Genomic DNA, 24,929 nt, shown 5'->3' on the forward strand with positions numbered 1-24,929 from the left:
AACAGACCCTAGTTATGTTTCTGAGACAGCAGAACTGCGGAATAATGTCCTCTCTTATTTTCAGCATTTGATGTGAATCGTTTTGTTAATATTAATGTAGGACAACTGCGCGTTGGCATGTATGTTCATTTGGAGACTGGCTGGTTGCACCATCCGTTTCCCGTTAATAGTTTCAAAATTACGAATGCAGAGCAGCTCAAGACCTTTGCAGCTTTGAAGCTCAAGACTGTTCAAGTTGATCTCACAAGAAGTGATACGCAGGACTTGGTATCTGAGCCTGGTGATAGCGATCGCTTAACTCCCTCAATTCTTGTTGAGTCACAACGCAGTAAAACAGAACTTTGGCGCGACAGAGTTTTGGCCGTTCAGACTCAATTCTTGGGCGCGGTTTCTGTATTCGATGATGTGCAGGCGCAATTGATTGCGAGCCCGCAAGCGGCAAGAACTCTTACGGACGAACTGGTTGCGCAACAAGTCGTCAAACTGGCGCAAGAGCGAGATGCCAGCCTGCATTTACTGGCCGATGCGGGTGGCGCAACCTATGGTATTCATGGCGTCAACGTTGCCGTGCTTAGCCTGCTGCTGGGTAAAACACTGGGGTTGCGCAGTGAGGAATTGCAAGACCTTGGGGCGGCAGCGTTACTGCACGATATTGGCAAACCTGCACTGAAGATTTCTGCGGCTGCCTGCGCTCTTAACCAAGGCCTTGCCGCTGGGCATTTACGAGATACGGCATATGCCGAGCATGTGGGCGCATCGGTGACTTTGGCTATGACCATGGGTTACGCGCCATCAGTGACTACCGCGATTGCTCAGCACCATGAGTGGGCTGATGGCACGGGATTTCCGTTGGGCTTGCTTGCTGCAGATATGGACATTGCAGGACAAATTTTGGCGCTGACCAATAATTTTGAGCGCTTGTGCAATTTGCCTGAACTTGGCAATGAAATGACGCCACATGAAGCCATGGCATCTCTTTATGGCCAATACCGCCAGCGTTATGCGCCCGTTGTGCTTAAAGCTTTTGTTCAGACTTTAGGCGTGTATCCTCCGGGTTCATTGGTGGAACTTAGCGATGGGCGCATAGGTGTGGTTGTCTCAGTGAACACTAGCCAGTCGCTTAAGCCGCAGGTGCTGACGTATGAACCGCTTGCTTCGCAAAAAATGCAGCAGGTAGACTTGGTTGAACTTGTAGGTTTGGGTATTCGCCGAGGCTTGACGCGCAATCAAGTACCTCGTAAAACTTTGGAAGCTCTACAGCCACAAAGGCGTTTGTGCTACTTTTTCGATAGTTCTGCAGTGATTACTGCCGAGAAAGATACTTCGTGATTTCGTTGCAGAGTATGCACTTTGCCCCTTTGCTGACCGCCTTGCTCGATGGCCTGCAGGAAGCCGTTTGGCTGCTTGACGCCACAACACTGAGGGTAGTGCATACCAATGCGGCCAGTGTGTTGCTTACGGGCTATACGCCGCAGCAGGCGAAGGGTCAGCATGTTGAGGTGTTGTGTACCTCACTCGTTCAAAAAGCGTTTTGGCAAGATTCGTCTAACTGGGCGGGTGGTGCGAAGTTTCTCTCGGAAGTATCTCGCGCTGACGGTAGCTTGATCGCAGTTGAGATGGAGGTGCGTTACGTCGATCAGGCATCGGATTGGCTGATGCTCACCATGGTGGATCGAAGCGAGCAGTTGCAGCACGAAGGCAAGCTCGATATGTTGCTCTCGGAGTTGCGAGCCACGTTGGAGTCTGCCGCCGATGGCATGCTGGTGTGTGACTTGCGCGGAGGCATTCGCGCCTTTAACCGCCGCTTTGCTGATTTGTGGCAACTGCCTGAGTCGCTGTTGGTGCAAAGAGATGACCGTGCCATTTTTGAGCATATGCGGGCGCAGACGCACAGCAGTGAAAGTCAGTTCACTTTGCTGCAAGAAGCAGCAGACTTGTCAGCACCTGAAACCTCTGAAGTCCTGATGCTTTACGGCGGACGGGTGCTTGAGCGTCGATCTGTCCCTCAGCTGAGCAGGGGCGTGGCGATAGGGCGTATTTGCTCGTACAGAGATATTACGGTGGAGTCACGCTCCGCCGCCGAGCTGCGCTTGGCCGCGCGAGTGTTTGAATCCAGCATGGATGGCATTTTTATTGCCGATGATCGCGGCGTTATTGTGCAAGTTAACCCGGCAGGGGGCGACTTGTTGCGAGGAAAACCGGTTCTAGGCCTTGCGGCTTGGAACTTGTTTGAGTCCGATTCCGGCCCGGTTGCTGACTTGCTGGAGCTGGCATCCGCGCGCTGGGATGTGGGTAGCTTTTGGGAAGGCAACCTGTGGCTTGAGCAAGGTGACGGCCAGCGGTGTGCCGTTTGGCTGTCGTGGGTCGCTTTGCGCGATGGCTATGGCCGCTTGGTGCAAAGCATTGGCTTTATGCGAGACATGACCATACAGCACAGCGCTCAAAAGCAGATCGAGCAGCTGGCTTATAACGATGCGCTGACGGGGCTGCCCAATCGTCTGAGCTTAAATCGCCATGTGCAGACTGCCATCACCGCTGCTCGCTTTACTCAGCAGCCTTTCAGTATTTTGTTTCTGGACTTAGACCGTTTCAAAATCATTAACGACTCTTTGGGACATGATTTTGGAGATCGTGTGCTCAAACAAGTTGCCCAAAAGCTCTCTGGCTTGCTGCGCACTACGGACATGTTGTGCCGTCAAGGTGGTGATGAATTTGTGCTTTATTTGCATGACTGCACGGGTGATGGAGCTGCAGCGGTCGCGGATCGCATTTTGGAAGAGATGCGTCAGCCCTTCATGCTCGATGGCCTAGGCTTCACAGTCCAATGCAGCATTGGTGCAGCCCAGTTCCCTGCAGATGGATTGACGCTGGATGAGCTGATTCGCCAGGCCGATATTGCGATGTATCGCGTCAAAGAGCGTGGCCGCGGTAACTTCAGCTTTTATCAGCCGCAAATGAGTGCTGGATTGCTCTCGCGCATGAAGCTCGAACATGCCATGCGCCAAGCGTTAGATAAAGGGCACATGGCGGTGCACTTTCAGCCACAGGTGCACATCAGTTCTGGTCGCATTGTGGCTGCCGAGGCCCTGCTGCGCTGGACAGATCCAGAGCTTGGAGTGATTTCCCCAGCAGTCTTTATTCCTCTGGCTGAAGAGTCTGGTTATGTGGTGGCTTTAGATGCTTGGGTGCTGGAGCAATCCGTGAAAGAGGCTGCGCATTGGCTGGCTATGGGCTCACCTGTGAAGGTCTCTGTGAATGTTTCGGCGCTGGAGTTCAGGCAACCGGATTTTGTAGACCGCTTGATCAGCGTACTTGCAAGTAGCGGCTTGCCCGCCCAGTGGTTGGAGATGGAGTTGACTGAGACCATCTTGCTGCAAGACGCGCATGAAATGGCATTGCGCGTGCATCAGATTGCGCAGCTAGGCGTAGGTCTTGTGATTGATGACTTCGGCACCGGATATTCAAGTCTGGCCTATCTCAAGAAGCTGCCCATTTCCAAAATCAAGATTGACCAGAGCTTTGTGCGTGGCCTCCCACACGATGCTGGAGACAAGGCCATTGTGGGAGCCATCATCAGCATGGGTCGTGCTCTGGGTGTTGAATTGGTCGCTGAGGGTGTCGAAACGCAAGCGCAGTGTGATGCAATTGCGCAGTTGCAGGGTGATTACTTTCAGGGTTACTTGTGCTCTCCGGCCGTGCCTGCCGAGCAGTTCAGGTTGAGACTGAGCCAAGGTTTCGCTAAAGAAAGTGCTAACGGGGCTTCTTTCCTACCGGATAACGATGGGAGCTATCTGCAGACACCAGGCTTGCAGTAGGTAAATCAGTTCGCATTTTTGATAGCTCATCTATCGTCTGATTCGACGATGCTTACTTTGCATAGGGTAAGCAAAATGCCTATCTATCCATGGGCAGACTCCTTGGCGCACGGTGTTGAGTCAATACGCATCAATGAAAATGGCTCACAGAGTTAAGCAAGTGCGCGGTGCTTGATGGGCCGAATTTATTGAGATATCAAATGCCCAAGAGCGATTACGTCACATTCGATTTCTACAACTGTCTTACTTCTAGCCAAGGGGCAAGTACAGGATTTGCTCTGCCTAGAGGCTCTGAAGTGACTGCGCCTCCTTCACGGAGTGCAGCTTTTGCCACTGAGACTGAATTAATCAGCGATCTGATTGCCGCGCTGTACGAGGCTGCGTCCGAGCCAGAAAGCTGGAAAGCTTTTCTTGAGCTGTTGCGCTCAAGTGCGGTAGGCAACTACGCCTCGCTTATTGTTCGTGATCCTCATGGAGACAATGTAGGTTGGGTGATTTCTGCTGCAGGCGGGCGTGTCAATGTGATTTCACACGACCCGTATGCGCAATGGAGCCCATTTCTGGGTTCGCCTAAAGATAAAGTTCTTACCCTGCTGGATGTGATGACCGCATCTGAGTGGAAGGCCTGCCGTTACTACACTGACTGGTGTAAAGACATTGATATTGAACACATTCTGGCTGTGGATGTGGAGACGAGTAATGGCTGTGCCTATGGTCTGCGCATTACTCGATCAAAGAAGGATGGGGCTTTTGAGGCGCGTGAGCTGAGCATGATGCGGTTGCTGGTACCGCATCTCAAGCGTGTGCTGAATATGCAGCTGAACTTGCATAGAGACCGTCAAGTCATCTCGCTTTATGGGCGAGCCACGGCGCAGTTGATGATGGGAGTCGTCATCCTTGATCAAACTGGGCGCATGATTGAATCTAATTCTGCTGCCACATCTATTTTGAATGTGGGTGACGGCATTAGAGTGAGTAATGGCACGCTGGAAGCTGTGTATGCCAATGACAATCGAAAACTCCAGCGTTTGATTAGGGATGCCTTGCTCTCCCCTAGGTTGTCGCGAGTTTTCGTGACCGAAGGTATGTCCATCTCCCGCCAGTCAGGACAACTGAACTGGGGGGTGGTGGTGCAAAGCATTTCACCGGATGAATGGACTGAAGGAAAGCAGCGCCCTAGTGTGGCTGTCTTTTTGCGCGATACAACCGGCAAGGCTGAGCCGCCTGTTAAGTTGACGCAACAGCTCTTTCATTTAACTCCCGCAGAAACCGCTGTTGCAACGCATTTGAGCAATGGCATGTCGTTGGAAGAAGCTGCAGAAGCTCTTGGCATCAAGCCCAACACGGCGCGTGCCCATTTACGATCTATCTTTTCCAAAACAGGTGTGCGCAGGCAGACCGAGCTAGTTCGACTCTTTCTCAATAGCGTGGCTTGGCTGGGTAACCATTGAAAAGCTGAAAAGAAAAGGCCCGCATGGAGCGGGCCTGTCTTATGGGGTTGGCAGCTGTTTTGATCAACAACTGCCTGAAATATCAGGTGTCTGCAAACGCCACCGATTCCTCATCCTGAACCGGGGGTTCAGGTGGGCAAGGGCAACCTATCGTTGGGTTCATCTGACGCGAGACGATCACGCTCAATAGGTGATGTACCAAGCCCGTGCTCGTTGAGCATTGGTTCAAGGAAATATAAAAACCGGCAGATTTGCAGACAGGCTTATTTTAACGGCTATTGATTCCCATATAGATGTCATGACAGCTTTGTTTCAGACTTTGCAAACCTTGAACTGATCAGAGTAGTTTTTCGTCAGTTTCAAGCGCTTGATCGAGCCTGAGTAGCAGTTGCTCTGCAAGCATCTGCTGGCGCTGCAACTCGGCCTGAGCAGCTTCGCTCACTTCAGGAGCCGAGGCTTGCTCTTGGTCCATGGACTGCATCTCCGAATGCACATTGGCCATGAGAGCCTGCTGGGCATCGCGGTCGAGTACGTCAAAAGCCATGTTCAACGCCGCCAAGACCGCCACGCGATCACGGGAGCGAACTTTGCCGCTGTCGCGGATGCGTGTCATGGCGTCATCAACTCGACGAGCCGCCTCTTGCACTCGCTCTTCTTGGCCATCGGGACAGGTCAGCAAGTAGCTTTGCTGCATGATTTGCACATCGATCTGCTTCATGGGCGTCAGGGGCGGGTCTGGTAATGGGGGTGACTAGAGGTCACTCTCCCTGGTTGGCGGGCAGGCGCTCGATCAAAGCATCAACGCGTGCGCGTGCGGCTTGCAGGCGCAGGCGCAGCAAATCGCGCTCTTGCGTGAGAGCTAAGACCTGATCGGTGAGCAAATTGTTGGTGCGCTGCAATTCTTCGTGGCGCACCAGCAGACGCTCTACGCGCTCGGCAATGAGATCAAGAGAAGGCTGGGTGGTCATAGACACTGCCATTGTAGGTCTTGCAGTCTTTAGATGTGCATTAATGTGCGAGCAAATTGATGAGTTTGCGCAATGGCAAAACGCAACTTGAATGCTGTAATCAGGAACATTCAAAATCCCTCTCAAAATCGTAGCGCGAAGCTGAGGTTATGTCTGCCTTAGCGAGGTTTGTAACGTAAACAATCGTCACATAACTCGTTCCACTGAAGGATTTAAGTGGTTCAGCGGTCATTACAATAGTTAATGTTGGTGCTCGATGCTGCTTTTCTGTGGCCTCAGTTCAACGGGAAGCAGGGAGGTGCTGGCCAGAAACACTGGCGCACCGTGCCTGCGCTGCCCCCGCAACGGTCGGCGAATGGAATGTTTATGCATTCCGCCTTTTCCATCAAAGTCACTGGCGCTTATGCGCTGGGAAGACTGGCAAAAGGAAGATTCGCCTAGCCCGGATACCGGCCAACGACGGTGTGCCTGCATTGTGTGCAGGCATGTTTGCTCATTGTCGGCGGGTAGGCTGGCATGAGCGTCTTTCTAGACTGCTTTCCATGAGTTCGCAATATTCGACCCTGTGCGCTGCACAGGCGTCATCGCGCGTACGCGCCACGTTTGTTCTTCGTCCCACTTTGCTGGCATCGCTGCTGGTCATGGCATCTGCTGCACAGGCGCAGCAAGTTGCGCTGGCTGATACCGTGAGCATGAAGGAGACGGTGGTCACGGCTAACCGCATAGAGCAACCTTTATCGGACCTGGTGGCCGATATGTCTATCGTGGACCGCGAAACCATTGAATCCGCTGGCGCAGCCGGTGTGGCTGATGTGCTTTCTCGCTTGCCTGGCATTCAGATGGTGCGCAATGGCGGTGCTGGTTCGTCAACCAGCGTTTATCTGCGCGGAGCTGATACGCGCTTTACCGCTGTTTATCTGGATGGTGTGCGCCTCGACTCTCAATCCACTGGCGGTGCTTCGTGGCAAGACATTCCGCTTGAGTCCATTGACCGCATTGAAGTGCTGCGTGGCCCGGCTGCTGCCGTCTATGGCTCTGACGCAATTGGCGGTGTGGTTCAGATTTTCACCAAGAAGGGCGAAGGCAAGGCCAAGCCTTATGTGGGTCTGGGCTGGGGCAGTCGCGGCACGGTGAAGGCACAAGCAGGTGTCAGCGGCGGCGCAGCGGGCTGGGATTACAGCCTCGGCGTTTCGCATGCCAGCAGCAATGGCTTTAATTCGAAAACTTCTGCAGGCGCCAATCCTGATGCAGATGGCTATCGCAGCAACGCCTTTAACGGCCGCATTGGCTATCAGCTTTCGGCCAATCAGCGTGTAGAAGCAACGGCGCTGACCAGCTATATGAATTCGGGCTACGACACCAGCAAGGCCGATGACCGCAGCATCTACAAGATGAGCGCCGTGGGGCTGAACTGGCAGGCTAAATGGAGTGATGTTTACAGCACACGCCTGCAGTACACGCAGTCGCGTGACTTTTATCAGACCAAGCCCAGCGTTTATGAAACCGATACGCGCCTGCAAAGCTATCTGTTCCAAAACGAATGGAAGCTGGGCGCACAGACTGTGACAGCTGCGCTGGAGCGCCGTGAAGACAAGCTGGTCAACAGCGGTCTGGATATTGGCAGCCGCGAGCGTTCACAAAATGCATTGGCACTGGGTTACGGCCTGAATTTGGGCAAGCACACGTTGCAGCTCAATGCCCGCCATGACCGCGATAGCGAATTTGGTGGCCACACCACAGGCAGCGCAGCCTATGGCTACGAGTTCATTCCCAATTGGCGTGCTACGGCATCGGCAGGCACATCTTTCCGTGCGCCCACGCTGTACCAGCGCTTTAGCCAGTATGGCGATGCATCACTGGTGCCTGAAAAAGGCCGCAATGTGGAGCTGGGCCTGAAGTGGGGCAAGGGTAGCGACAGCTTCTCGGCCACGGTTTATCGCAACAACCTTTCCAACCTCATCAACTATGTGGGCAAGACAGGTGCCTGCCCTGGCAATACCGGCGCCTATGGCGGGTGCTATGCCAACGTGGCCAATGCACGTTACGAAGGCATTACCTTTGCTGCGACCACCCGAGTGGGAGAGGTGAACCTGCAAGGCTCGGTGGATTTCCAAAATCCGCGTGATACGGATAAGGACTTGCAACTGGGCCGCCGCTCCAAGCGCTATGCCAGCCTGTCTGCCGACACCAAGGTCGCCGGCTGGAAGCTGGGCGCTGAAATGCAGACAGCAGGCAAACGCTTTGACGATGCAGCCAACAAAAATGTGCTGGGCGGCTACACGCTATGGAACCTGAGCGCGCAAAAGCAGCTGAGCCGCGACTGGAGTCTGGTGGCTCGCGTCAACAATCTGGCTGACAAGCGCTATGAACTGGCTCGCACTTACGCGACCGAAGGCCGCAGCGGCTATATCGGCGTGAAGTGGGAAGCTAACTAAGGGGCCGCCATGACATCCATCGCAATGCCGGAAAAAACCACGCGCTGCCCCGCCATTCTGATCAGCGCTCCGGCTTCTGGTCAGGGCAAGACGACTGTGACGGCGGCGCTTGCGCGGCTGCACGCACGTCAGGGCCGCAAGGTGCGTGTGTTCAAGTGCGGGCCAGATTTTCTGGACCCGTACTGGCATGAGCTGGCCAGTGGTGCGCCCGTGCATTCGGTGGATTTGTGGATGAGCGGCGAGGCCGATATACGCCAGCGCCTGCATGAGGCGGCCCAGGAGGCCGACATCATTTTGGTCGAAGGCGTGATGGGCCTGTTTGACGGCAACCTTAGCGCGGCTGATCTGGCGCAACTGCTGGGCCTGCCTGTGCTGGCGGTGGTCGATGCATCAGCCATGGCGGGCACGTTTGGGGCGCTGGCCTATGGCTTGCAACATTACCAAAGCGGCTTGCGCTGGGCGGGCATGCTGGCCAACCGTGTGGCCACGGCCCACCATGCCGACTTGCTCAAGCAAGGCTTGCGTGAGCAGTCGCTTTGGCTGGGCGCCATGCCCGGTGTGCAACTGGGTGACAACGGACCCAAGGCGAGAACTGCTGCGCTGCTGCCCGAGCGGCATCTGGGCTTGATTGCGACCCATGAACTGAGCGATGCCATGCAGCGACTCGATGCTGCTGCGGATGCACTGGAGAAGACACCGTTGGGTCAGCGCTTGTGGAGTGCAGAAGATGGCGCCCAAGCGGACGAGCCCAGCTGGCAAGACTGGTGCGTGGACTTTGCACCGCCAGCCACTTCAACGAATTCTTCCATCGATCAACCCAAGCTTCAGTCTTGGCTGGCCGGTCGCCGTATCGCTATTGCACGGGATGCAGCTTTCTCGTTTATCTACCCCGCCAATCTGGACTGCCTGCGTGCCATGGGGGCCGAATTGTGCTTTTTCTCGCCGCTGGCGGGTGATGTTCTGCCGCCTTGCGATGCGCTGTGGCTGCCGGGTGGCTACCCAGAGTTGCATGCACAGGCGCTGCACGCCAATCAGGCACTGCGCGCGGCTATGGCTGAGCATGTGGCCCAAGGCAAACCCGTCTGGGCGGAGTGCGGCGGCATGCTAGCGCTGTGCGACGGCGTGACGGGGCTGGACGGCCGCATTCAAGCCATGTGGGGACTGCTGCCCGGGCAGGTCATCATGCAAAACCGGCTGGGTGGGCTGGGTATGCAGCAACTGGTGCTCGATACTGGCTTGCTGCGCGGCCACACTTTTCACTACACAAGGCTTGAAACGAGCATGCCTGTGCTCACGCGCAGCAGCCGACCGGGCGCGGCGGTGCAGCCTGACCGGGGCGAGGCACTGTATGAGCATGGCAGCGTGCGGGCCAGCTACTTTCATGCCTGGTTTCCTTCCAATCCTTTCGCCATTGCCCGGCTTTTTGGCGCAACAATTCAGGCCTGATTTTTTGGTTTTCATCATGAACGTTGCAAACACTCCCTCCATCGTCATGCCGCGTACCCAGTTCATTGTGGGCGGTCAAAAAAGCGGCAAGTCGCGCCGCGCGGAGCTGCTGGCGCGCCAGTGGCTGCAAAGCGGCGCGTCGCATCAGGCGGTGCTGGTGGCGACTGGCCAAGCGTGGGATGCCGAGATGAGCGAGCGCATTGCCCGCCACCAGCGCGACCGCGCTGAACGCGTGCCCGGCATGCAGACCATTGAAGAGCCGCGTGATTTAGCGCAGGTGATAGACAACCACAGCCGCCCCGAGCGTTTGCTGGTGATTGACTGCCTGACGCTTTGGCTGACCAATTGGATAATGCCTGCTGATGTTAAAAAAAATGAAGAAAATCAGTCTCAAGTCCATGAATGGTCTAAACAGTTAGCTATGTTTTTGAAAGCAATAGATGATGCGGCTGGTCCCATTATTCTGGTGGGCAACGAGATTGGGCTGGGTGTGATTCCAATGGGCCGCGAGGTGCGCGCCTTTGTGGATGCGCTGGGCGTGCTCAACCAGCAAGTCGCAGCGCATTGCGAAAGCGCCACGCTGATGTGCGCGGGACTGCCCCTAGCGCTGAAGGGGCCGCAAGCATGAAGTCAATGATCAAACGCTTGGCTACTTGTGGGCTGGCAAGTTGGTTGCTGGCCGCTGCGCTGCCAGTAGTTGCTCAATCCGTGCAGATCACCGATGCGCGCGGCAGCAAGGTGCAACTGGCCAAACCGCCGCAGCGCATTGTTAGTCTGCTGCCGTCGCTAACCGAAAGCCTGTGCGCATTGGGCGCGTGTGAGCGACTGGTGGGGGTGGATCGTTACTCCAACTGGCCGGCGCACACCAAGACCCTGACTGTGGTGGGGGGCGGGCTGGATCCGAATATCGAGAGCATCGTGGCGCTCAAGCCCGACTTGGTGCTGGCCTCCATGGCTTCGCGCTCCTTAGGGCGCATGGAGGCGCTGAGTCTTAAAGTCGTAGCGCTTGAGCCGCGCACCTATGACGAAGCGCGCGTGGTGCTGCAAAAACTGGGTGTGCTGCTGAATCTGCCATCCGCGCAAGGTGCGGACCGTGTCTGGGCAAGCATTGAAGCCGATATGGCCAAGGCCGCAGCCAGCGTGCCCGAAAAAATACGCGGCCAGCGTGTGTACTTTGAAGCCAGTCGCGGCCCGTTTGCTGCGGGTGAAAACTCTTTTATTGGCGAGACTTTGACGCAGTTGCACCTGCGCAATGTGATTGAAGCCAAGTTGGGGCCGTTTCCGCGCATCAACCCTGAATATGTGGTCAAGCTCGACCCTGACATCTTGATGGCGGGCAAGCGCTCCTGGAGCACAGGTATGCCCGAATACCCGGGCTGGGCGCAGATGCGTGCCGTCAAGCAAGGCGCGATATGTGCTTTTACACCGGAGCAATCCGACGTGCTGGTGCGCCCCGGCCCGCGCATGGCTGAGGGTGCGCAAATCATTGCCCAGTGCCTGCAACGTCTGGCGGTCAAGCAGGGCAAGAGCCAATGAGTGTGATCAAGCCTAACCATTGCGCTCAGGCCGGGTTGGCCGCGCCCTGGCTTTTGACGTGGCTGGTGCTTGCTGGCAGTCTGCTGGCGCTGCTGGGCGCAGGCATTGGCAGCACGGGTTTTGAGAGCGTGCTGAACGCCCGCCATGACCCCTTGGCATGGCAAATCGTGATGGACATTCGCCTGCCGCGCACGGCTGCCGCTTTGCTGGCCGGTGGCCTGTTGGGGCTGGCAGGCGCCATTGCGCAAGGCGTGTTTCGCAACCCGCTGGCAGACCCGTATTTGCTGGGCAGTGCATCGGGTGCATCGCTGGGCGTGGCGCTGGCCATGGCGGCGCTGGGCGTGTCGCCTTTTGCACTGGCCGGACTGGCTCGCTGGGGCGTGACGGGCGCGGCTTTTGCCGGTGCCGTATTTGCCGTAGTGCTGACACTGGTGCTGGCCAAGGGTGTGCAAAACACCATGCGCCTGCTGCTGGCTGGCGTGGTGGTGGGGGTGGTGCTGGGCGCCGCCGCATCGCTGGTGCTCTTAATGAACCCGGACATCATGCAGGCCATGCAGTCCTTCATGCTGGGCAGCACGGCGTTTGCGGGCTGGAATGCTTGCGCGCTGATGCTGTGGGTGCTGCTGCCTACGCTGGCCCTGTCTTGGTGCTTGAGCCGCGTGCTGGATGGGCTGGCGCTGGGTGAATCAACCGCCCACAGCCTTGGCTTGCCGCTGGGCCCGCTGCGTCTGCTGCTGATTGTGCTGCTGGCGCTGGCCACAGGTACGGCTGTAGCGCAAACGGGCTTGATTGCTTTTGTGGGCTTGGCGGCTCCGCACTTGGTGCGCTCTATGGTACGGGCGCTGCACCGCTGGCTGCTGGTGCTCAGCAGCTTGATGGGCGCAGTGCTGTTGCTGGCCGCTGATTTGCTGGCGCGCTGGTTGATTGCACCGCAAGAGTTGCCCGTGGGCGTGCTCACCGCCGTGCTGGGCGGCAGCTACCTGCTGTGGCTGATGCACAGGCGCGGCACGCTGTCGGCAGGAGAGGGCGCATGAGCGATCACACCAATCAAACCGCACTGACTACCAACGCACTGGCTACGACCGCATTGACGGTGCAAGCTTTGTCTGTGCAGTTGGGCGATCGCGAAGTGCTGCGCCAGATCAGTCTGCAAATTCCCAAAGGCCGCTGGACGGCCATTGTCGGCCCCAATGGCGCGGGCAAATCCACCTTGCTGCGTGCCATGGCGGGCATGAGAGCTGCCAACCAGCAGCAAAGCGGTGATGTGCTTTTGCAAGGCCGCAAGCTAGCCGACTGGAATGGTCGCGAGCGCGCCAAGGAGCTGGCATGGCTGGGGCAAAACCAGCCCGTGTCCGGCGACATGGCCGTGTATGACGTGGTCATGCTGGGCCGCTTGCCGCATCAAGGCTGGCTGGCCCCAGCCTCTAGCGCGGATCAGCAGGCCGTTGAGCAGGCGCTGCGCCACACCCATGCGTGGGATTGGCGTCAGCGCAGCATTGGCGAGCTTTCTGGCGGCGAGCGCCAGCGCGTGCTGCTGGCCCGCGCACTAGCCGTGCAGGCCCAGACCTTGTTGATGGATGAGCCGCTGGCCAATCTTGACCCACCGCACCAGACCGACTGGATGCTGACCGCACGCAGCCTGGTGCAGCAGGGCATGACCGTGGTCAGTGTGCTGCACGAGCTGTCGTTTGCCTTGCTGGCCGATGAAATCGTTGTCATGCAGGCTGGGCGCATCACCCATCAGGGCGCATGCAGCGACCCAGCCAGCCATGCCGCGCTGGAGGCTGTGTTTGAGCACCGCATACAGGTGCGAGAGCTGGATGGCCTGTGGCTGGCCTTGCCCCGCCTGCGCTGAAAATTATTAGAGCTTTTTTACCCTTTAACGCTTGATATATAAGCGTGAGTAGCTATGAATATTGAAACTCCCCCTTCCGAGAAGCCCTATGAAAAACCTGAGGGCGAGCGCCGCGGCCTCGTCATCGTCAACACCGGCAATGGCAAGGGCAAAAGCACGGCGGCCTTCGGTCTGGCCTTTCGCGCCACGGGCCGGGGCAAGGCCGTCAAGGTCTATCAGTTCATGAAAGTGCCCACGGCCCGTTTTGGCGAGCACCGCTTAGCCGAGCAAGTGGGCCTGCCCATTGAAGGGCTGGGCGACGGTTTTAGCTGGAAGAGCAAGGACCTCGACCACTCAGCCCAACTGGCACGCGATGGCTGGGAAAAAGCCAAGGCTGATATTTTGTTGGGCGAGTTGTTTCTCGTCGTGCTTGATGAAATCACCTATCCGTTGATCTACGGCTGGCTGCCGCTGCAAGACGTGCTGGACACGCTTAAGGCTCGCCCCAAGGAGGTGCATGTCTGCCTGACCGGCCGCCGCTGCCCGCAGGAGATCATCGACATGGCGGACACCGTCACCGAGATGACGATGATTAAGCACGCATTTCAAGCGGGCGTTCCGGCTCAGCGTGGGATAGAAGACTAGGCTCCCCCTGAGCCGCTGCGCGGCCTCCCCCTCTCTCGCTTTGCTTTGCAATGCGGGAGGGAGACAACGCCTTCGCTGCGAGACGGCTCTTGCTCGGCGTTGCTGAGTTTGGGGGCGCCAGTTTTTCAGGTTTTCGCGGCTCGCAGGCCTATATGTGGTGTTCGCGAGGTATCCGCGCCTGTGCCAAAGGGACACAATTGCTCCATGTCTGAAGCACACCCATTACCCACCATCCCTGCCACGCCTTTTACCGAGGCCGAGCGTGCCGCTGTCTACCGTGCCATTTATGAGCGCCGCGACATGCGCCACTTTGCGGGTGGGCAGGTGGCGGATGACGTTTTGCTGCGCTTGCTGCGCGCCGCGCACCACGCACCCAGCGTGGGCTTCATGCAGCCCTGGCGCTTTATTCGCGTCAAGAGTTTGAATCTGCGCAAGCAAATCCATGCACTGGTTGAAGAAGAGCGCGTGCGCACCGCCCATGCCATGGGTGAGCGTGAAGAAGATTTCATGAAGCTCAAGGTACAGGGTGTGCTGGATGCGGCCGAGGTGCTGGTCGTTGCTATGCCACCGGGGCGCGAGGCGCATATCTTTGGCCGCCGAACCTTGCCCGAGATGGACATTGCCAGCAGCGCCTGCGCGATTCAAAACCTGTGGCTGGCTGCGCGTGCCGAAGGGCTGGGCATGGGCTGGGTGTCGATTTTTGATCCGCAGCAACTGGCAAAGCTGCTGCAAATGCCTGATGGCGCCCATCCGCTGGGCGTGCTGTGCCTGGGCCCTGTGAATGCGTATTACGCTGAGCCCATGCTGCAACAAGAAAAATGGGCCTGCCGCGCGCCACTGGAAGATATGCTGATGGACGATGTATGGGATGACTCGCGCACCGTTCCCAGTAACGCTTCCAATGCGGCTGCAGCGGCCAAGGGTAAAACGGGCACATGACGGCAATTACCTGGGCTGAGCTGATCGGCCTGCCCCTCAGCCCCGTGCTGTGGTTGTATCAAGCCTTCACTTCCAGCGATCAGGCCGCATGGCACTGGGCTGGCAATGTGCAGGCCGCTTTGTTGGCAGTGTTGGTGGCTTTGCTGATGGACAGGCTTTGGGGCGAGCCGCCGGTCTGGATGCACCCCGTGGTGCTGATGGGCAAGTTGCTGGGATGGGCCGGCCAAGCTATTGCGCCGCGACATGAATCAAAGCGCGATTATGGGCGTTTCAGCCTTGCAGCCTTGGTGTGGTGTGCACTGGCTGCTCTTATTTTTGGTGTGTATTGGCTGGCCCAATTCATGACCGGCTTTGCGCCTTGGTGGGTGTGGGGACTGGTGATGGGCGTGCTGCTCAAGCCGCTGATGTCCTGGCGCATGCTTAAAGACGAGGTGCTGGCGGTAGAAGCTGCCTTGCAGCAGTCCCTGCCCGCCGGGCGTGAGCGCCTAAGCTGGCTGGTGAGCCGCGACACCACGCAGCTAGACGCCGCCACCGTGCGCGAAAGCGCGATCGAGACGCTGGCCGAGAATTTGAGCGATTCCGTCATTGCCCCACTGTTCTGGTTTGCCGTGGCAGGTTTGCCCGGTGCGGCGGTCTATAGACTGGCCAATACGGCAGACGCCATGTGGGGCTACCCCGGCTGGCGCGGGCAAGGGGACAAGCGCCGCCACTGGCAATGGGCCGGTAAATGGGCGGCGCGGGCCGATGATGTGCTGAACTGGATTCCTGCGCGCATTACCGCGCTGTGGCTGGCGCTGGTGGCCGGTGGCGTGTCGTGGCAGGCTTTGCGGCGCGATGCGGGCGTGACGCCATCGCCCAACGGCGGCTGGCCCATGGGCGCCATGGCGCAGGCGTTAGGTGTGCGTCTGTCTAAACCCGGTGTGTATGAACTCAACCCGCAGGGGAGACCTGCTGAATCCACGGATCTTCTGCAGTCCGTAAAATTAGCGTCAAAAGTGCTTTTAGTCCAAGTATTTATTGGACTTGTAGCTATGGTTTTTATGGCGCTATGGATGTGGAAGTTGGCTGGGAATGTTTGATTTGAAAGAGGCCGCCATGCATGGCGGCACGGATGCGATGGGCGTGCCTGCGCATGATTTTTCCACCAATCGCAATGCTTGCGGCCCATGCCCTATGGCGGTGAAAGCGTTGCAGGCCGCCCATGTGGCCCAGTATCCCGACCCACATTACACGCAGCTGCAGTTGCAATTGGCGGCTTTTCATGGGGTGGCGCTGCAGCGCATCGTTATGGGGGCCAGCAGTAGCGAGTTGATTCACCGCATCACCCTGCATGCGGTGCGCAGCGGCGCTAAAAACGTTATTTTTCCGCAGCACCACTATGGCGATTATCTGCAGGCCGCACGGGTGTGGCGGCTTGCGCTGTGCAGCCGCGCTGAGGCGAGTGCGTTGCCGGCCTTGAGCTGGGCTTGTGAGCCCTCAAGTCCGCTGGGTGAACTTGAAGATATTTGGCCCACGTGGCAACAAGTCGCCTTGGAAAAAGAATGGCGCATGCTGGACTGCGCTTACCGCCCTTTGTGGCTGGAAGGTGAAGCGCCACAGCGCCCACTGGATGCTGTTTGGCAGCTCTGGACGCCCAACAAAGCGCTGGGCATGACAGGGGTGCGCGCAGCTTACGCGATTGCGCCTTTAGACACCGCTGCGGCTGAGTTGCAAGCCTTGCGCGATTTGGCTCCATCGTGGGTCGTTGGCTCGCACGGCGTTGCCATGTTGCAAGCTTGGGTGAGCGATGAGGTGCAGCAGTGGCTGGTGCAAAGCCGCATGACGCTGCGCCGCTGGAAGGCGCAGCAACTGGCGCTGTGCGCCAAGCTGGGCTGGCAGGTGCTTGCCGGCCATCAGGCCAACTACTTTGTGGCGCGGCTGCCGGTGCAAGAGATTGCAGCGCCGCTGGCCGCCATGCGCGCCCAAGGCGTAAAGCTGCGCGACTGCGCCAGTTTTGGCTTGCCCGGTCATGTCCGGCTGGGCGTGTTGCCACCCGTGTCGCAGGCAGCGTTAGAGCGGGCTTGGCTCAAAGCGGCTCTTAGCGCGCCTCAAAGCATTCAATGACCTTGCAGTGCTGATCACACATACTGAAAGCGCTACCATTTCGCATGGACACTGAAACCCTCAAGCTGCGCTCTGTGCTGGTGGAGCGTTATGTCACGCCACTGCGTGAAGGTGGCTCCATGCCCGCAATTGTCGAGGCCGATGACTTGGGCACTTATGTGCTTAAGTTCCGCGGCGCCGGGCAGGGCGTGCGTGCGTTGATGGCCGAGATCATCTCTGGCGGCATCGCCCGTGTGCTGGGTTTGCCCATGCCAGAAATTGTGCTCGCTCAACTGAACGGCGACTTGGCGCGTACCGAGTCAGACCCCGAAATTCAAGACCTGATTCGCGCCAGCGCTGGCCTGAATGTGGGCTTGGACTATTTGCCCGGCGCCATCAACTTTGATCCGGCGGTGGATGCGGTAGATAGCGACTTTGCCTCGCGTCTGGTGTGGTTTGACACGCTGGTCAGCAATGTGGACCGCACGGCGCGAAACACCAATATGCTGATGTGCAAAAAGCAGCCTTGGCTCATCGACCATGGCGCGAGTCTCACGTTTCACCATGCCTGGAACGGCACAGTAGCCGACCCCGCCAAGCCTTTTGCGCCTAGCAGCGAGCATATGTTGCTGCCGCTGGCCAGCGACTTGGCCACGGTGGATGAGCAGATGGCTGCAAAGCTGACCACCGAAGTGCTGACAGGCATTTTGGCCGAGGTGCCAGACTGCTTTTTGAAGCAAGCGGCGGCGGATAAAGACAGCGATGTTTTGAACAATGTACAGACCCACCGCGCAGCTTACGTGAATTATTTTGTGGCCCGCCTTGCAGAGCGTGGCCGCTGGTTGCAAGGAGTGATTGATGCACGCGCATGAGGTGTACGACTACGCTGTGGTACGAATCGTGCCGCGTGTGGAGCGTGAAGAATTTGTGAACGTGGGCGTGATCTTGTCTTGCCAGCTCACTGGATTTTTGCAAGCTGCGATTGTTCTGGATGAAAAGCGTTTGCTGGCGCTGGACCCTCATGTGGACTTGGAAACCGTGCATCGCCACCTAGGCTCCATCGTGGCAATTTGCGAAGGCAGAGCTGATGGCGGCCCGATTGCCCAACTGCCCATGCGCTCGCGCTACCACTGGCTGACGGCCAAGCGCAGCAGCATTATTCAGACATCGCCTTCACACATGGGCATGTGCACCCAACCGGGCGAGGCGCTGGCGCGCATCATGCAGCGCATGGTGTTGCCCATCCCCGCAGAATATTAAATATATGACGGCACGTTGCATCATGGTGCTGGGAACCAGCAGTGGCGCGGGCAAGAGCTGGGTGGCCACGGCGCTGTGCGCCTACTACCGCAGCCAAGGCCTGAAGGTGGCGCCATTCAAGGCGCAGAACATGAGCAACAACGCCCGCGTGGTTGCTACGCCTGACGGCAACTGGGGCGAGATTGGCACAGCCCAGTATTTGCAAGCCTTGGCCGCAGGTGCTGTGCCCGATGTGCGCATGAATCCGCTGCTGCTTAAACCTGAGGCCGATACGCGCAGTCAAGTGGTGCTGTTCGGGCAGGTGAGCGATGAGTTAAGCGCTATGCCCTGGCGCGGCCGCAGCCTGAAAGTGTGGCCGCTGATTGCACAGGCGCTTGATGAGTTGCGCGCCGAAAACGATGTAGTGGTAATTGAAGGCGCAGGCTCGCCTGCCGAGATCAATCTTCACAACAGCGATGTGGTCAACATGCGCGTGGCCAAACACTGCAATGCACATTGCTTGCTCGTGTCTGACATTGACCGCGGCGGCGCTTTTGCCCACCTATATGGCACTTGGGCGCTGCTGCCGCAAGATGAGCAAAAGCTGATCAAAGGCTTTGTGCTCAATAAGTTTAGGGGCGATGCAGCGCTGCTGGCGCCTGCGCCGCAGATGCTGCAAGACAAAACAGGCGTGCCCACCGTAGCCTGCATCCCCATGCAGTTTGCGCACGGCTTGCCTGAAGAAGATGGCGTGTTTGATGACCGCGCCAGCCAAGGAGCTGGGCAGGCCATTCACACCACTATCGCCATCATTGCCTACCCGCGTATTAGTAACTTGGATGAATTTCATCCGCTGCTGCAATTGCCCGGCGTGCGCGTGGTTTGGGCGCGCAGCCCTGCACAGTTAGCCGATGCGCACTGGGTCGTCTTGCCCGGCAGCAAGGCGACGGCCGCTGATCTGGCATGGATGCGAGCGCAAGGGCTGGATACGGCGGTAGTAGCCCATGCCCATGCTGGCAAGCGCGTGCTGGGCATTTGCGGCGGCCTGCAAATGCTGGGCGAGGCATTGATTGATCTGCATGGGGTGGATGGCAATGCGCCCGGCTTGGGGCTGCTGCCATTGGCCACCTTGTTTTCCCAAGACAAAACTGTGCAGCCCACCACGCTGACCTTGCCAGCGCTGCAAGCGCCGTGGAGTGAGTTGACGCGTGTGCAGGTCAATGGCTATGAAATTCACCATGGCCAGACCCAGTTGCGCGCTGACATGCAAGCTGGCGCAGAAAATCCTGCGCAAGAGATATTGCCCGGCATGCTGTGGCAGGGCGGCAACCCAGCGGTGCTTGGCACTTATTTGCATGGATTATTTGAAAACGCGCAGGTGATTCAAGCCTTGTTTGGCCACGATGCACCACACTTAGATCAGGTGTTTGAGCGGTTGGCCAAGGGTGTTGAGCAGTGGTTTGACAAAGAATCGCTCTAATCCATGCGCGTGCATGGAGCTCGCTTGTGGTCCTTATCCTGCAAACCGATGTGAGCTAAGCCGATAAGCCGCAGCGCGGGTTGCGGTCAAGCTGTTAACGCTATTTACTATTTAGGAATGGAGTTGCATATGGCTTTTTTCAAGGTTCGTACACTTCAAATGGCTTTGGGGGCCACCGTTTTGTCGCTGGCCGGTTTGGCTAGTGCGCAGATGGAGCCCGTTAAACCTGCGACTGATTCAGCCGCCGCAGCCGTTCAAGCGGCTAAGCCGGAGATGAAAAAGCACCACAAGCATCATCACAAAGGCCACCACAAGCATCACCATAAAGGTCACCATAAGCATCATCACAAACATGGCGAAAACGCTGTTGAGAATCGCGATGTTAATAGCGATGCGCCAAAAGGCCAGATGGGTGACAGCCAGGGCCTGAACCAATACGAGCGCAATGCTTTTGCCCGCTGCAATGTGTTCAAAACAGATATAGATCGCCTTGCCTGTGCTGAGCGTGTCAAGGGCGGTGCCGTGAGTGGGTCGGTCAAGGATGGCGGTATTTTGCGCGAGACTGTCATAGAGCAAGTCACTCGCTGATCGTGCTTCGCAGCATTATCACCAAGGCCCTTTGAGGCCTTTTTCAATGGTTTTTGGCTTGAATGCCTGTGCTTGTCTGCCACGCTGAGGCGAAAGCGCGATACTTGCGGACTCGAATAGTGCGCTTTTGCTTCCCGGTGGCAGAGGGCGCAAGACTTGGCTGTACCGGCAATGACTGCATGCATGAGTTCCGCTCAATTTTCTGACTCCTCTTTGTCCACTATTTGGTCCTGCCCGCAGGTGCCAGATCTTCACGATGCAGCGCTGACTACTCGGATTCAGCACAAGCTCGACTTCAAAACCAAGCCCCAAGGCTCGCTTGGCGTGCTGGAGCAGCAGGCGCTGCGCATTGCCAGCATTTTGGGTAACGAGTCGCCGCAGCTTTTGTACCCGCAGATGGTGGTTTTTGCGGCTGATCATGGCTTGGCTGCGCAAGGCGTTTCCGCCTATCCCGTCGATGTGACTTGGCAGATGGTGGAGAACTTTTTGGCCGGCGGCGCTGCCGTGAGCGTGCTCTCGCGCCAGAACGGGGTGGCGCTCAACGTGGTGGATTGCGGTGTGGCCCGTGACTTTGAGTCGCGTGAGCAAGAACCCAATCAACCTCGCCTGTGGCGCCGTAAAGTGGCTTACGGCACAGCCGATTGCAGCCAAGGCCCAGCCATGACTGAGCAGCAATGCGCCATGGCTTTGCGTAACGGCGCAGAGTTGGTGAAAAAGCTGCCTGGCAACGCGCTGTTGCTAGGCGAGATGGGCATTGCCAATACCTCCAGCGCATCGCTGCTGCTGGCGCGCTTGTGCGGCGAGCCCATTGAGGCCGTCACGGGCGTGGGTACAGGCCTCTCCAGCCAAGGGTTGGAGCGCAAGATTGCGGTGCTGAAAAAGGTGCTGGATTTCCATGCAGGTGTGAAAGAGCCGCTGGCCGTGCTGAGCGCTATGGGGGGGCTGGAAATTGCCACCATGACAGGCGCCGTGCTGCAGGCTGCTGCAGAGCGCCGCGTGATTGTGGTGGATGGCTTTATTACCACGGCTGCGGTGCTGATTGCCAGCCGGCTGCAGCCCCATGTGCTGCAGCGCTGTGTGTATTCTCATCGCTCTGGTGAGCCGGGACATGTCCGCATGTTGGCTCATTTACAGGCCCAGCCTTTGCTGGACTGGCAGCTGCGTTTGGGTGAGGGCTCGGGTGCTGCGCTGGCTTGGCCGCTGCTGCAATCGGCTTGCACCATACTCAATGAAATGGCCAGTTTTGAAGCAGCAGGCGTCAGCACCAAAAGCTGATTGCTCTGCTCTTGAAAAGATAGCTGTTAGTGCTTAATTTATATAGACTGCAGTTGCTTTAGCTTTTTTTGCTGGCTGCGGGTGCAGGCGTCTTCGGAGAGAAGTCGCAGTAGGCGGATGCCACGCATTCCCAGCAGCGCGGCTTGCGCGCTTGGCAGACATAACGGCCTAGCAAAATCAGCCAGTGGTGAGAGTCCACGGCATATTCATCGGGTACGCGTTTGAGTAGCTGCTTTTCTACTTCCAGAGGGTTCTTGCCGGGAGCTAGGCCTGTGCGGTTGCTGACGCGAAAAATATGCGTATCCACTGCCATGGTGGGCTGGCCAAAGGCGACGTTGAGAACCACATTGGCCGTTTTGCGGCCTACGCCGGGCAGGGCTTCGAGTGCTTCGCGGTTATCGGGCACTTTGCTGCCATGCAGCTCGACCAGCATGCGGCAAGTTTCCATCAAATGCTTGGCTTTGCTGCGATACAGACCAATGGTCTTGATATAGCTTTCAAGCCCTTCAAGACCTAAATCCAGAATGGCTTGCGGTGTGTTGGCAACGGGAAAGAGCTTGCGCGTGGCCTTATTCACTCCCACATCGGTGGCTTGTGCGGATAGCAGCACGGCAGTTAGCAGTTCAAACACCGTGGTGTATTCCAGCTCGGTTTGCGGCGTGGGGTTGGCCGCTTTGAGCACGGCAAAAAACGGCTCGATATCGCTTTTCTTCATGGCGCTATTGTGGCTTGTCGCTGGAGAGTGAGGAAAAAGAAAAGCCGCTGTTCTGAGCAGCGGCTTGGGCTTAAAAATGGTCTAAGGTCTATGGCTCAAGGTTGTAGCTCAGCACCAAGCTGTAACGCAGTTCCCGGTTGGGGTTGTTGATGGAGCTGTCGCCCAGCGGCTTGCTCATTGCCACATCCAGCGCGTAGTAGCGATTATCAGACAGGCGCAGGCCCAGACTGGCGGAGCGCAGCGTATTGCCGCTGGCGCCTGTGGTTTGCTGGTGCGTGCGTGCCCACTCATAAAGCAAGTAGGGCTCGGCAGATTTGACCCAAGCGAGGTTGACTGGGAATTGGTAGTTCAACTCGGCACTTGTGCCTAAGCCAGAATCACCAGCAAACTCACCAGCCTGATAGCCACGGCCAAAGCGGGTCGAGCCAAAGGAAATTCTTTCAGGAATAGGAAGAATGTCGCCACTGTACTGGCCGCCAATCGCAAAAGCTGCGCCCAGCTTGTTTGCGAAACGGTGGCGTTGGGTGTAATCAGCGTTTAGACGGGTGAAGTTGAGCTTGGCCTCTGTGGGGAGAGGATAAAGATCATTCGCCACGCGCAGGCTGGTGTTTTGACGCGCTCCCATGCCGTCAAGACCATGGGCCAAAAGCACAGAGGCTGAACGTGTGCTATTGCTGCTAAAAGAGGCCCAAGCCATTTGGGCGTAAAGCGTGCGGACTTGATCTTCGCGCAGAAAAGAGGCTTCTGCATCCGCCAGTTCGCGGCTGTAGTTGATGGCGTAAAGGCCTGCGGTTGTGGACAGTTGTGTGGCGCTGCTCAGTATCCAAGGGTGGCTAATGTTGAAATCCAGTTTGCGCTGGCGCGTCAAATCATTAATCCCCGGAATGCGCGTTGCAGGCGGATTGAGGCTGCGGTAGTCCGAGTAGCTCACACGGGCCTGCGTGCCTTCAGGCGTGAGTTGCTGGGTGAAGCCCACGCTGGCAAAGCGCTCCTTTTCAGGGTTTTGCAGCAGGGCTGAGGCTTGCAACTGGCTGCCAGCCCACAGCGGGTCGTTGAGGGTGATGGAGGCAATCATGCGCGGGGTAGGCTTGCGCGCTTCACCGCTGATACTTAGCAAAACCGGCTTGTGCTTGGACTTGATCAGTAGCGGTACACCACCATCGGTTGTGGTGGGCAGGCTGGCCGATGCAGTGATCTGAACACCGGGCAGGCGTGCCATCAGCTGGGTTTGACGCTGAAAAGTTTGCGTAGTTAGCGGGCGCTCATTGAGTAAAGGCTGGGCTAGCTCGCGAATATCGTCTTCAGAGCGGCCAAAGTTGCCCTCTAGATTGAGGCTCTTTACATGGCCTTCTACGACCATGACTTGCACAGCCCCGTTGGCGAAGTTTTGAGGCGGCAGATAGGCAAAGGACAGCGCATAGCCGTGGCGCTGATACAACTCGCTGATTTTGAGTGTGGCGGCATTTAGCTCGCCCAAAGTGTGCGTGCCGTTGATAAAGGGCGTGAACAGCGCGCTAATTTCCTCAAAAGGAATGGCCGTACTGCCTTGTACGTTCACACCGCGCACTGCAACTTGTTGGCTGGCGATGTCTTGAGGGCTAGGCTGAGGTCGGTCAATTTGCAGCTGCACAGGCGCTTGCGGGGCCTGTAGCTGCCTTGCTGCATCCTGGGGTAGGCTGTTAAGTGGGTTGCCAGCCTGCTGGGCGGAGGCCGTTGATGCCCATGAGGCGATACCCATGAGGGCCAGAGTCGAAAGCCATGCGCCTGTGCGGTGCTGTTTTTGCTCTTTAAAGTACAAAAGTTGCTCCAGTTTTGTTCTACGTCATATTGTTTCTCGTATCCCTAAAATTGGGTACTAACATGTCGTAAAAAAGCTCACTATTAGCGTAATTTTGTTGATTTGAGGTTTTGCCAAACCTTTTTGAGCGCATATCAAGTGATTTCTGATTTTGAAAAATCACAGTTTCTTGGCCTTGTGAATACGCTCGCTTATGTATCTCGCGTTAATGAGGAGTTCGCTGACACATGATGGTCTGGAATACGGCAGCGAGAGCGACAGGCAGTACGGTTTTGAATAAAAAAATGCCGCTCACTATGAATAAGTGAGCGGCATGACTGGTTGTGACCAGTTTTTGAGAGTCAGAGCAAGACGAAAGCTTACTTGACGTGCTTGCCAATCAGGCCAGCCATCTCGAACATGGAGACTTGGGGCTTGCCGAAGACTTCCTTAAGCTTAGCGTCTGCATTGATCATGCGCTTGTTAGCAGCATCTTGCAGGTTGTTGGCCTTGATGTAGACCCACAGCTTGCTGATGATTTCAGTGCGTGGCAGGGGATCCTTACCAACCACGGCAGCCAGAGCAGCGCTGGGTGTCAGAGGTTTCATGAAGGCAGCGTTGGGAGTGCGCTTCTTAGCGGCAGGAGCGGCTGCGGGTGTTGCAGCGGTTGCCTTCTTTGCAGTTGCCATGTTGCTTATTTCCTA

General features: G+C 57.2%; 23 protein-coding genes and 1 riboswitch. Of the genes, 18 read left to right on the plus strand and 5 right to left on the minus strand.

The genetic code is table 11. The features are described from left to right. Positions 1 to 72 precede the first annotated feature (72 nt). From KUF54_RS05120 to KUF54_RS05130, 3 genes are all read left to right on the plus strand, one after another. The gene (locus KUF54_RS05120; protein WP_255576307.1) at positions 73 to 1,329 is read left to right on the plus strand and encodes an HD domain-containing phosphohydrolase; all 1,257 of its coding nucleotides are present in this window, start codon (positions 73 to 75) and stop codon (positions 1,327 to 1,329) included. A 14-nt stretch (positions 1,330 to 1,343) separates the two neighbouring features. Next, positions 1,344 to 3,815 (plus strand): EAL domain-containing protein, encoded by a 2,472-nt coding sequence (locus KUF54_RS05125; RefSeq protein WP_219345588.1) that lies wholly within the window; start codon positions 1,344 to 1,346, stop codon positions 3,813 to 3,815. 200 nt (positions 3,816 to 4,015) lie between these two features. Further along, positions 4,016 to 5,266, plus strand: coding sequence for a helix-turn-helix transcriptional regulator (locus tag KUF54_RS05130; protein ID WP_219345589.1), 1,251 nt, complete (start codon positions 4,016 to 4,018; stop codon positions 5,264 to 5,266). Positions 5,267 to 5,603: 337 nt separating this feature from the next. Here KUF54_RS05130 and KUF54_RS05135 read toward each other — a convergent pair whose 3' ends face one another. Then, complete coding sequence (locus tag KUF54_RS05135; protein ID WP_219345590.1) at positions 5,604 to 5,984, minus strand: cell division protein ZapA; 381 nt, start codon at positions 5,982 to 5,984, stop codon at positions 5,604 to 5,606. A 40-nt stretch (positions 5,985 to 6,024) separates the two neighbouring features. Continuing rightward, a complete protein-coding gene (locus KUF54_RS05140; RefSeq protein ID WP_219345591.1) occupies positions 6,025 to 6,234 on the minus strand; it encodes a DUF904 domain-containing protein in 210 nt (69 codons plus the stop codon). Between the two features lie 230 nt (positions 6,235 to 6,464). Further along, a riboswitch (cobalamin riboswitch) is annotated at positions 6,465 to 6,707 on the plus strand. 69 nt (positions 6,708 to 6,776) lie between these two features. On the opposite strand from KUF54_RS05140, the gene KUF54_RS05145 reads away from it, so the two are divergent. The 15 genes from KUF54_RS05145 (at position 6,777) to cobT (ending at position 21,733) form a co-directional block, all read left to right on the plus strand. Beyond that, complete coding sequence (locus KUF54_RS05145) at positions 6,777 to 8,669, plus strand: TonB-dependent receptor domain-containing protein (protein WP_219345592.1); 1,893 nt, start codon at positions 6,777 to 6,779, stop codon at positions 8,667 to 8,669. 9 nt (positions 8,670 to 8,678) lie between these two features. Beyond that, positions 8,679 to 10,115 (plus strand): cobyrinate a,c-diamide synthase, encoded by a 1,437-nt coding sequence (locus KUF54_RS05150; RefSeq protein ID WP_219345593.1) that lies wholly within the window; start codon positions 8,679 to 8,681, stop codon positions 10,113 to 10,115. 46 nt (positions 10,116 to 10,161) lie between these two features. Beyond that, positions 10,162 to 10,743 (plus strand): bifunctional adenosylcobinamide kinase/adenosylcobinamide-phosphate guanylyltransferase, encoded by a 582-nt coding sequence (locus KUF54_RS05155; protein WP_219346278.1) that lies wholly within the window; start codon positions 10,162 to 10,164, stop codon positions 10,741 to 10,743. Then, positions 10,740 to 11,651 carry an ABC transporter substrate-binding protein gene (locus KUF54_RS05160; RefSeq protein ID WP_219345594.1) on the plus strand — a complete coding sequence of 304 codons (912 nt, stop codon included), beginning with the start codon at positions 10,740 to 10,742 and terminating at the stop codon, positions 11,649 to 11,651. Before KUF54_RS05155 ends, KUF54_RS05160 begins: the two co-directional genes overlap by 4 nt. Beyond that, positions 11,648 to 12,685, plus strand: coding sequence for an iron ABC transporter permease (locus KUF54_RS05165; RefSeq protein WP_255576309.1), 1,038 nt, complete (start codon positions 11,648 to 11,650; stop codon positions 12,683 to 12,685). Before KUF54_RS05160 ends, KUF54_RS05165 begins: the two co-directional genes overlap by 4 nt. After that, complete coding sequence (locus KUF54_RS05170) at positions 12,682 to 13,506, plus strand: ABC transporter ATP-binding protein (protein WP_255576310.1); 825 nt, start codon at positions 12,682 to 12,684, stop codon at positions 13,504 to 13,506. Before KUF54_RS05165 ends, KUF54_RS05170 begins: the two co-directional genes overlap by 4 nt. A 54-nt stretch (positions 13,507 to 13,560) precedes the next feature. Then, positions 13,561 to 14,130: a cob(I)yrinic acid a,c-diamide adenosyltransferase gene (gene cobO / locus KUF54_RS05175; RefSeq protein WP_219345595.1), complete on the plus strand. Its 570-nt coding sequence runs from the start codon at positions 13,561 to 13,563 to the stop codon at positions 14,128 to 14,130. Positions 14,131 to 14,334: 204 nt separating this feature from the next. Beyond that, a complete protein-coding gene (gene bluB, locus KUF54_RS05180; protein WP_219345596.1) occupies positions 14,335 to 15,069 on the plus strand; it encodes a 5,6-dimethylbenzimidazole synthase in 735 nt (244 codons plus the stop codon). Beyond that, complete coding sequence (cbiB, locus tag KUF54_RS05185; protein ID WP_219345597.1) at positions 15,066 to 16,148, plus strand: adenosylcobinamide-phosphate synthase CbiB; 1,083 nt, start codon at positions 15,066 to 15,068, stop codon at positions 16,146 to 16,148. The genes bluB and cbiB overlap by 4 nt, the downstream gene beginning before the upstream one ends. Continuing rightward, a complete protein-coding gene (locus KUF54_RS05190) occupies positions 16,141 to 17,172 on the plus strand; it encodes an aminotransferase class I/II-fold pyridoxal phosphate-dependent enzyme (protein WP_219345598.1) in 1,032 nt (343 codons plus the stop codon). The genes cbiB and KUF54_RS05190 overlap by 8 nt, the downstream gene beginning before the upstream one ends. Positions 17,173 to 17,216: 44 nt before the next feature. Further along, positions 17,217 to 18,023 (plus strand): HipA family kinase, encoded by an 807-nt coding sequence (locus KUF54_RS05195; RefSeq protein ID WP_219345599.1) that lies wholly within the window; start codon positions 17,217 to 17,219, stop codon positions 18,021 to 18,023. Continuing rightward, positions 18,010 to 18,411, plus strand: a complete 402-nt coding sequence (locus tag KUF54_RS05200; RefSeq protein ID WP_219345600.1) for a DUF3037 domain-containing protein — start codon at positions 18,010 to 18,012, stop codon at positions 18,409 to 18,411. Before KUF54_RS05195 ends, KUF54_RS05200 begins: the two co-directional genes overlap by 14 nt. A gap of 4 nt (positions 18,412 to 18,415) precedes the next feature. Beyond that, on the plus strand, positions 18,416 to 19,870 hold the full coding sequence (locus tag KUF54_RS05205) for a cobyric acid synthase (RefSeq protein WP_219345601.1): 1,455 nt from the start codon (positions 18,416 to 18,418) through the stop codon (positions 19,868 to 19,870). Positions 19,871 to 19,999: 129 nt separating this feature from the next. Then, positions 20,000 to 20,458, plus strand: coding sequence for a hypothetical protein (locus KUF54_RS05210; protein ID WP_219345602.1), 459 nt, complete (start codon positions 20,000 to 20,002; stop codon positions 20,456 to 20,458). 183 nt (positions 20,459 to 20,641) lie between these two features. After that, positions 20,642 to 21,733, plus strand: coding sequence for a nicotinate-nucleotide--dimethylbenzimidazole phosphoribosyltransferase (gene cobT, locus KUF54_RS05215; protein WP_219345603.1), 1,092 nt, complete (start codon positions 20,642 to 20,644; stop codon positions 21,731 to 21,733). A 58-nt stretch (positions 21,734 to 21,791) separates the two neighbouring features. On the opposite strand, the gene nth is transcribed toward cobT, so the two are convergent. From nth to KUF54_RS05230, 3 genes are all read right to left on the minus strand, one after another. Next, a complete protein-coding gene (gene nth / locus KUF54_RS05220) occupies positions 21,792 to 22,448 on the minus strand; it encodes an endonuclease III (protein ID WP_219345604.1) in 657 nt (218 codons plus the stop codon). Between the two features lie 88 nt (positions 22,449 to 22,536). Continuing rightward, complete coding sequence (locus KUF54_RS05225; protein ID WP_219345605.1) at positions 22,537 to 24,186, minus strand: ShlB/FhaC/HecB family hemolysin secretion/activation protein; 1,650 nt, start codon at positions 24,184 to 24,186, stop codon at positions 22,537 to 22,539. Positions 24,187 to 24,605: 419 nt separating this feature from the next. Continuing rightward, a complete protein-coding gene (locus KUF54_RS05230; RefSeq protein ID WP_219345606.1) occupies positions 24,606 to 24,914 on the minus strand; it encodes an SWIB/MDM2 domain-containing protein in 309 nt (102 codons plus the stop codon). Between the last annotated feature and the right edge of the window lie 15 nt (positions 24,915 to 24,929).

The organism is Comamonas sp. Y33R10-2 (genome assembly GCF_019355935.1).
GTDB lineage: Bacteria > Pseudomonadota > Gammaproteobacteria > Burkholderiales > Burkholderiaceae_C > Comamonas.

Coding starts and splice junctions, on each gene's coding strand:
- KUF54_RS05125 (WP_219345588.1), top strand. CDS start 1,344: ATGCACTTTGCCCCTTTGCTGACCGCCTTGCTCGATGGCCTGCAGGAA.
- KUF54_RS05130 (WP_219345589.1), top strand. CDS start 4,016: ATGCCCAAGAGCGATTACGTCACATTCGATTTCTACAACTGTCTTACT.
- KUF54_RS05135 (WP_219345590.1), bottom strand. CDS start 5,984: ATGAAGCAGATCGATGTGCAAATCATGCAGCAAAGCTACTTGCTGACC.
- KUF54_RS05140 (WP_219345591.1), bottom strand. CDS start 6,234: ATGACCACCCAGCCTTCTCTTGATCTCATTGCCGAGCGCGTAGAGCGT.
- KUF54_RS05145 (WP_219345592.1), top strand. CDS start 6,777: ATGAGTTCGCAATATTCGACCCTGTGCGCTGCACAGGCGTCATCGCGC.
- KUF54_RS05150 (WP_219345593.1), top strand. CDS start 8,679: ATGACATCCATCGCAATGCCGGAAAAAACCACGCGCTGCCCCGCCATT.
- KUF54_RS05155 (WP_219346278.1), top strand. CDS start 10,162: ATGCCGCGTACCCAGTTCATTGTGGGCGGTCAAAAAAGCGGCAAGTCG.
- KUF54_RS05160 (WP_219345594.1), top strand. CDS start 10,740: ATGAAGTCAATGATCAAACGCTTGGCTACTTGTGGGCTGGCAAGTTGG.
- KUF54_RS05165 (WP_255576309.1), top strand. CDS start 11,648: ATGAGTGTGATCAAGCCTAACCATTGCGCTCAGGCCGGGTTGGCCGCG.
- KUF54_RS05170 (WP_255576310.1), top strand. CDS start 12,682: ATGAGCGATCACACCAATCAAACCGCACTGACTACCAACGCACTGGCT.
- cobO (WP_219345595.1), top strand. CDS start 13,561: ATGAATATTGAAACTCCCCCTTCCGAGAAGCCCTATGAAAAACCTGAG.
- bluB (WP_219345596.1), top strand. CDS start 14,335: ATGTCTGAAGCACACCCATTACCCACCATCCCTGCCACGCCTTTTACC.
- cbiB (WP_219345597.1), top strand. CDS start 15,066: ATGACGGCAATTACCTGGGCTGAGCTGATCGGCCTGCCCCTCAGCCCC.
- KUF54_RS05190 (WP_219345598.1), top strand. CDS start 16,141: ATGTTTGATTTGAAAGAGGCCGCCATGCATGGCGGCACGGATGCGATG.
- KUF54_RS05195 (WP_219345599.1), top strand. CDS start 17,217: ATGGACACTGAAACCCTCAAGCTGCGCTCTGTGCTGGTGGAGCGTTAT.
- KUF54_RS05200 (WP_219345600.1), top strand. CDS start 18,010: ATGCACGCGCATGAGGTGTACGACTACGCTGTGGTACGAATCGTGCCG.
- KUF54_RS05205 (WP_219345601.1), top strand. CDS start 18,416: ATGACGGCACGTTGCATCATGGTGCTGGGAACCAGCAGTGGCGCGGGC.
- KUF54_RS05210 (WP_219345602.1), top strand. CDS start 20,000: ATGGCTTTTTTCAAGGTTCGTACACTTCAAATGGCTTTGGGGGCCACC.
- cobT (WP_219345603.1), top strand. CDS start 20,642: ATGAGTTCCGCTCAATTTTCTGACTCCTCTTTGTCCACTATTTGGTCC.
- nth (WP_219345604.1), bottom strand. CDS start 22,448: ATGAAGAAAAGCGATATCGAGCCGTTTTTTGCCGTGCTCAAAGCGGCC.
- KUF54_RS05225 (WP_219345605.1), bottom strand. CDS start 24,186: ATGGGTATCGCCTCATGGGCATCAACGGCCTCCGCCCAGCAGGCTGGC.
- KUF54_RS05230 (WP_219345606.1), bottom strand. CDS start 24,914: ATGGCAACTGCAAAGAAGGCAACCGCTGCAACACCCGCAGCCGCTCCT.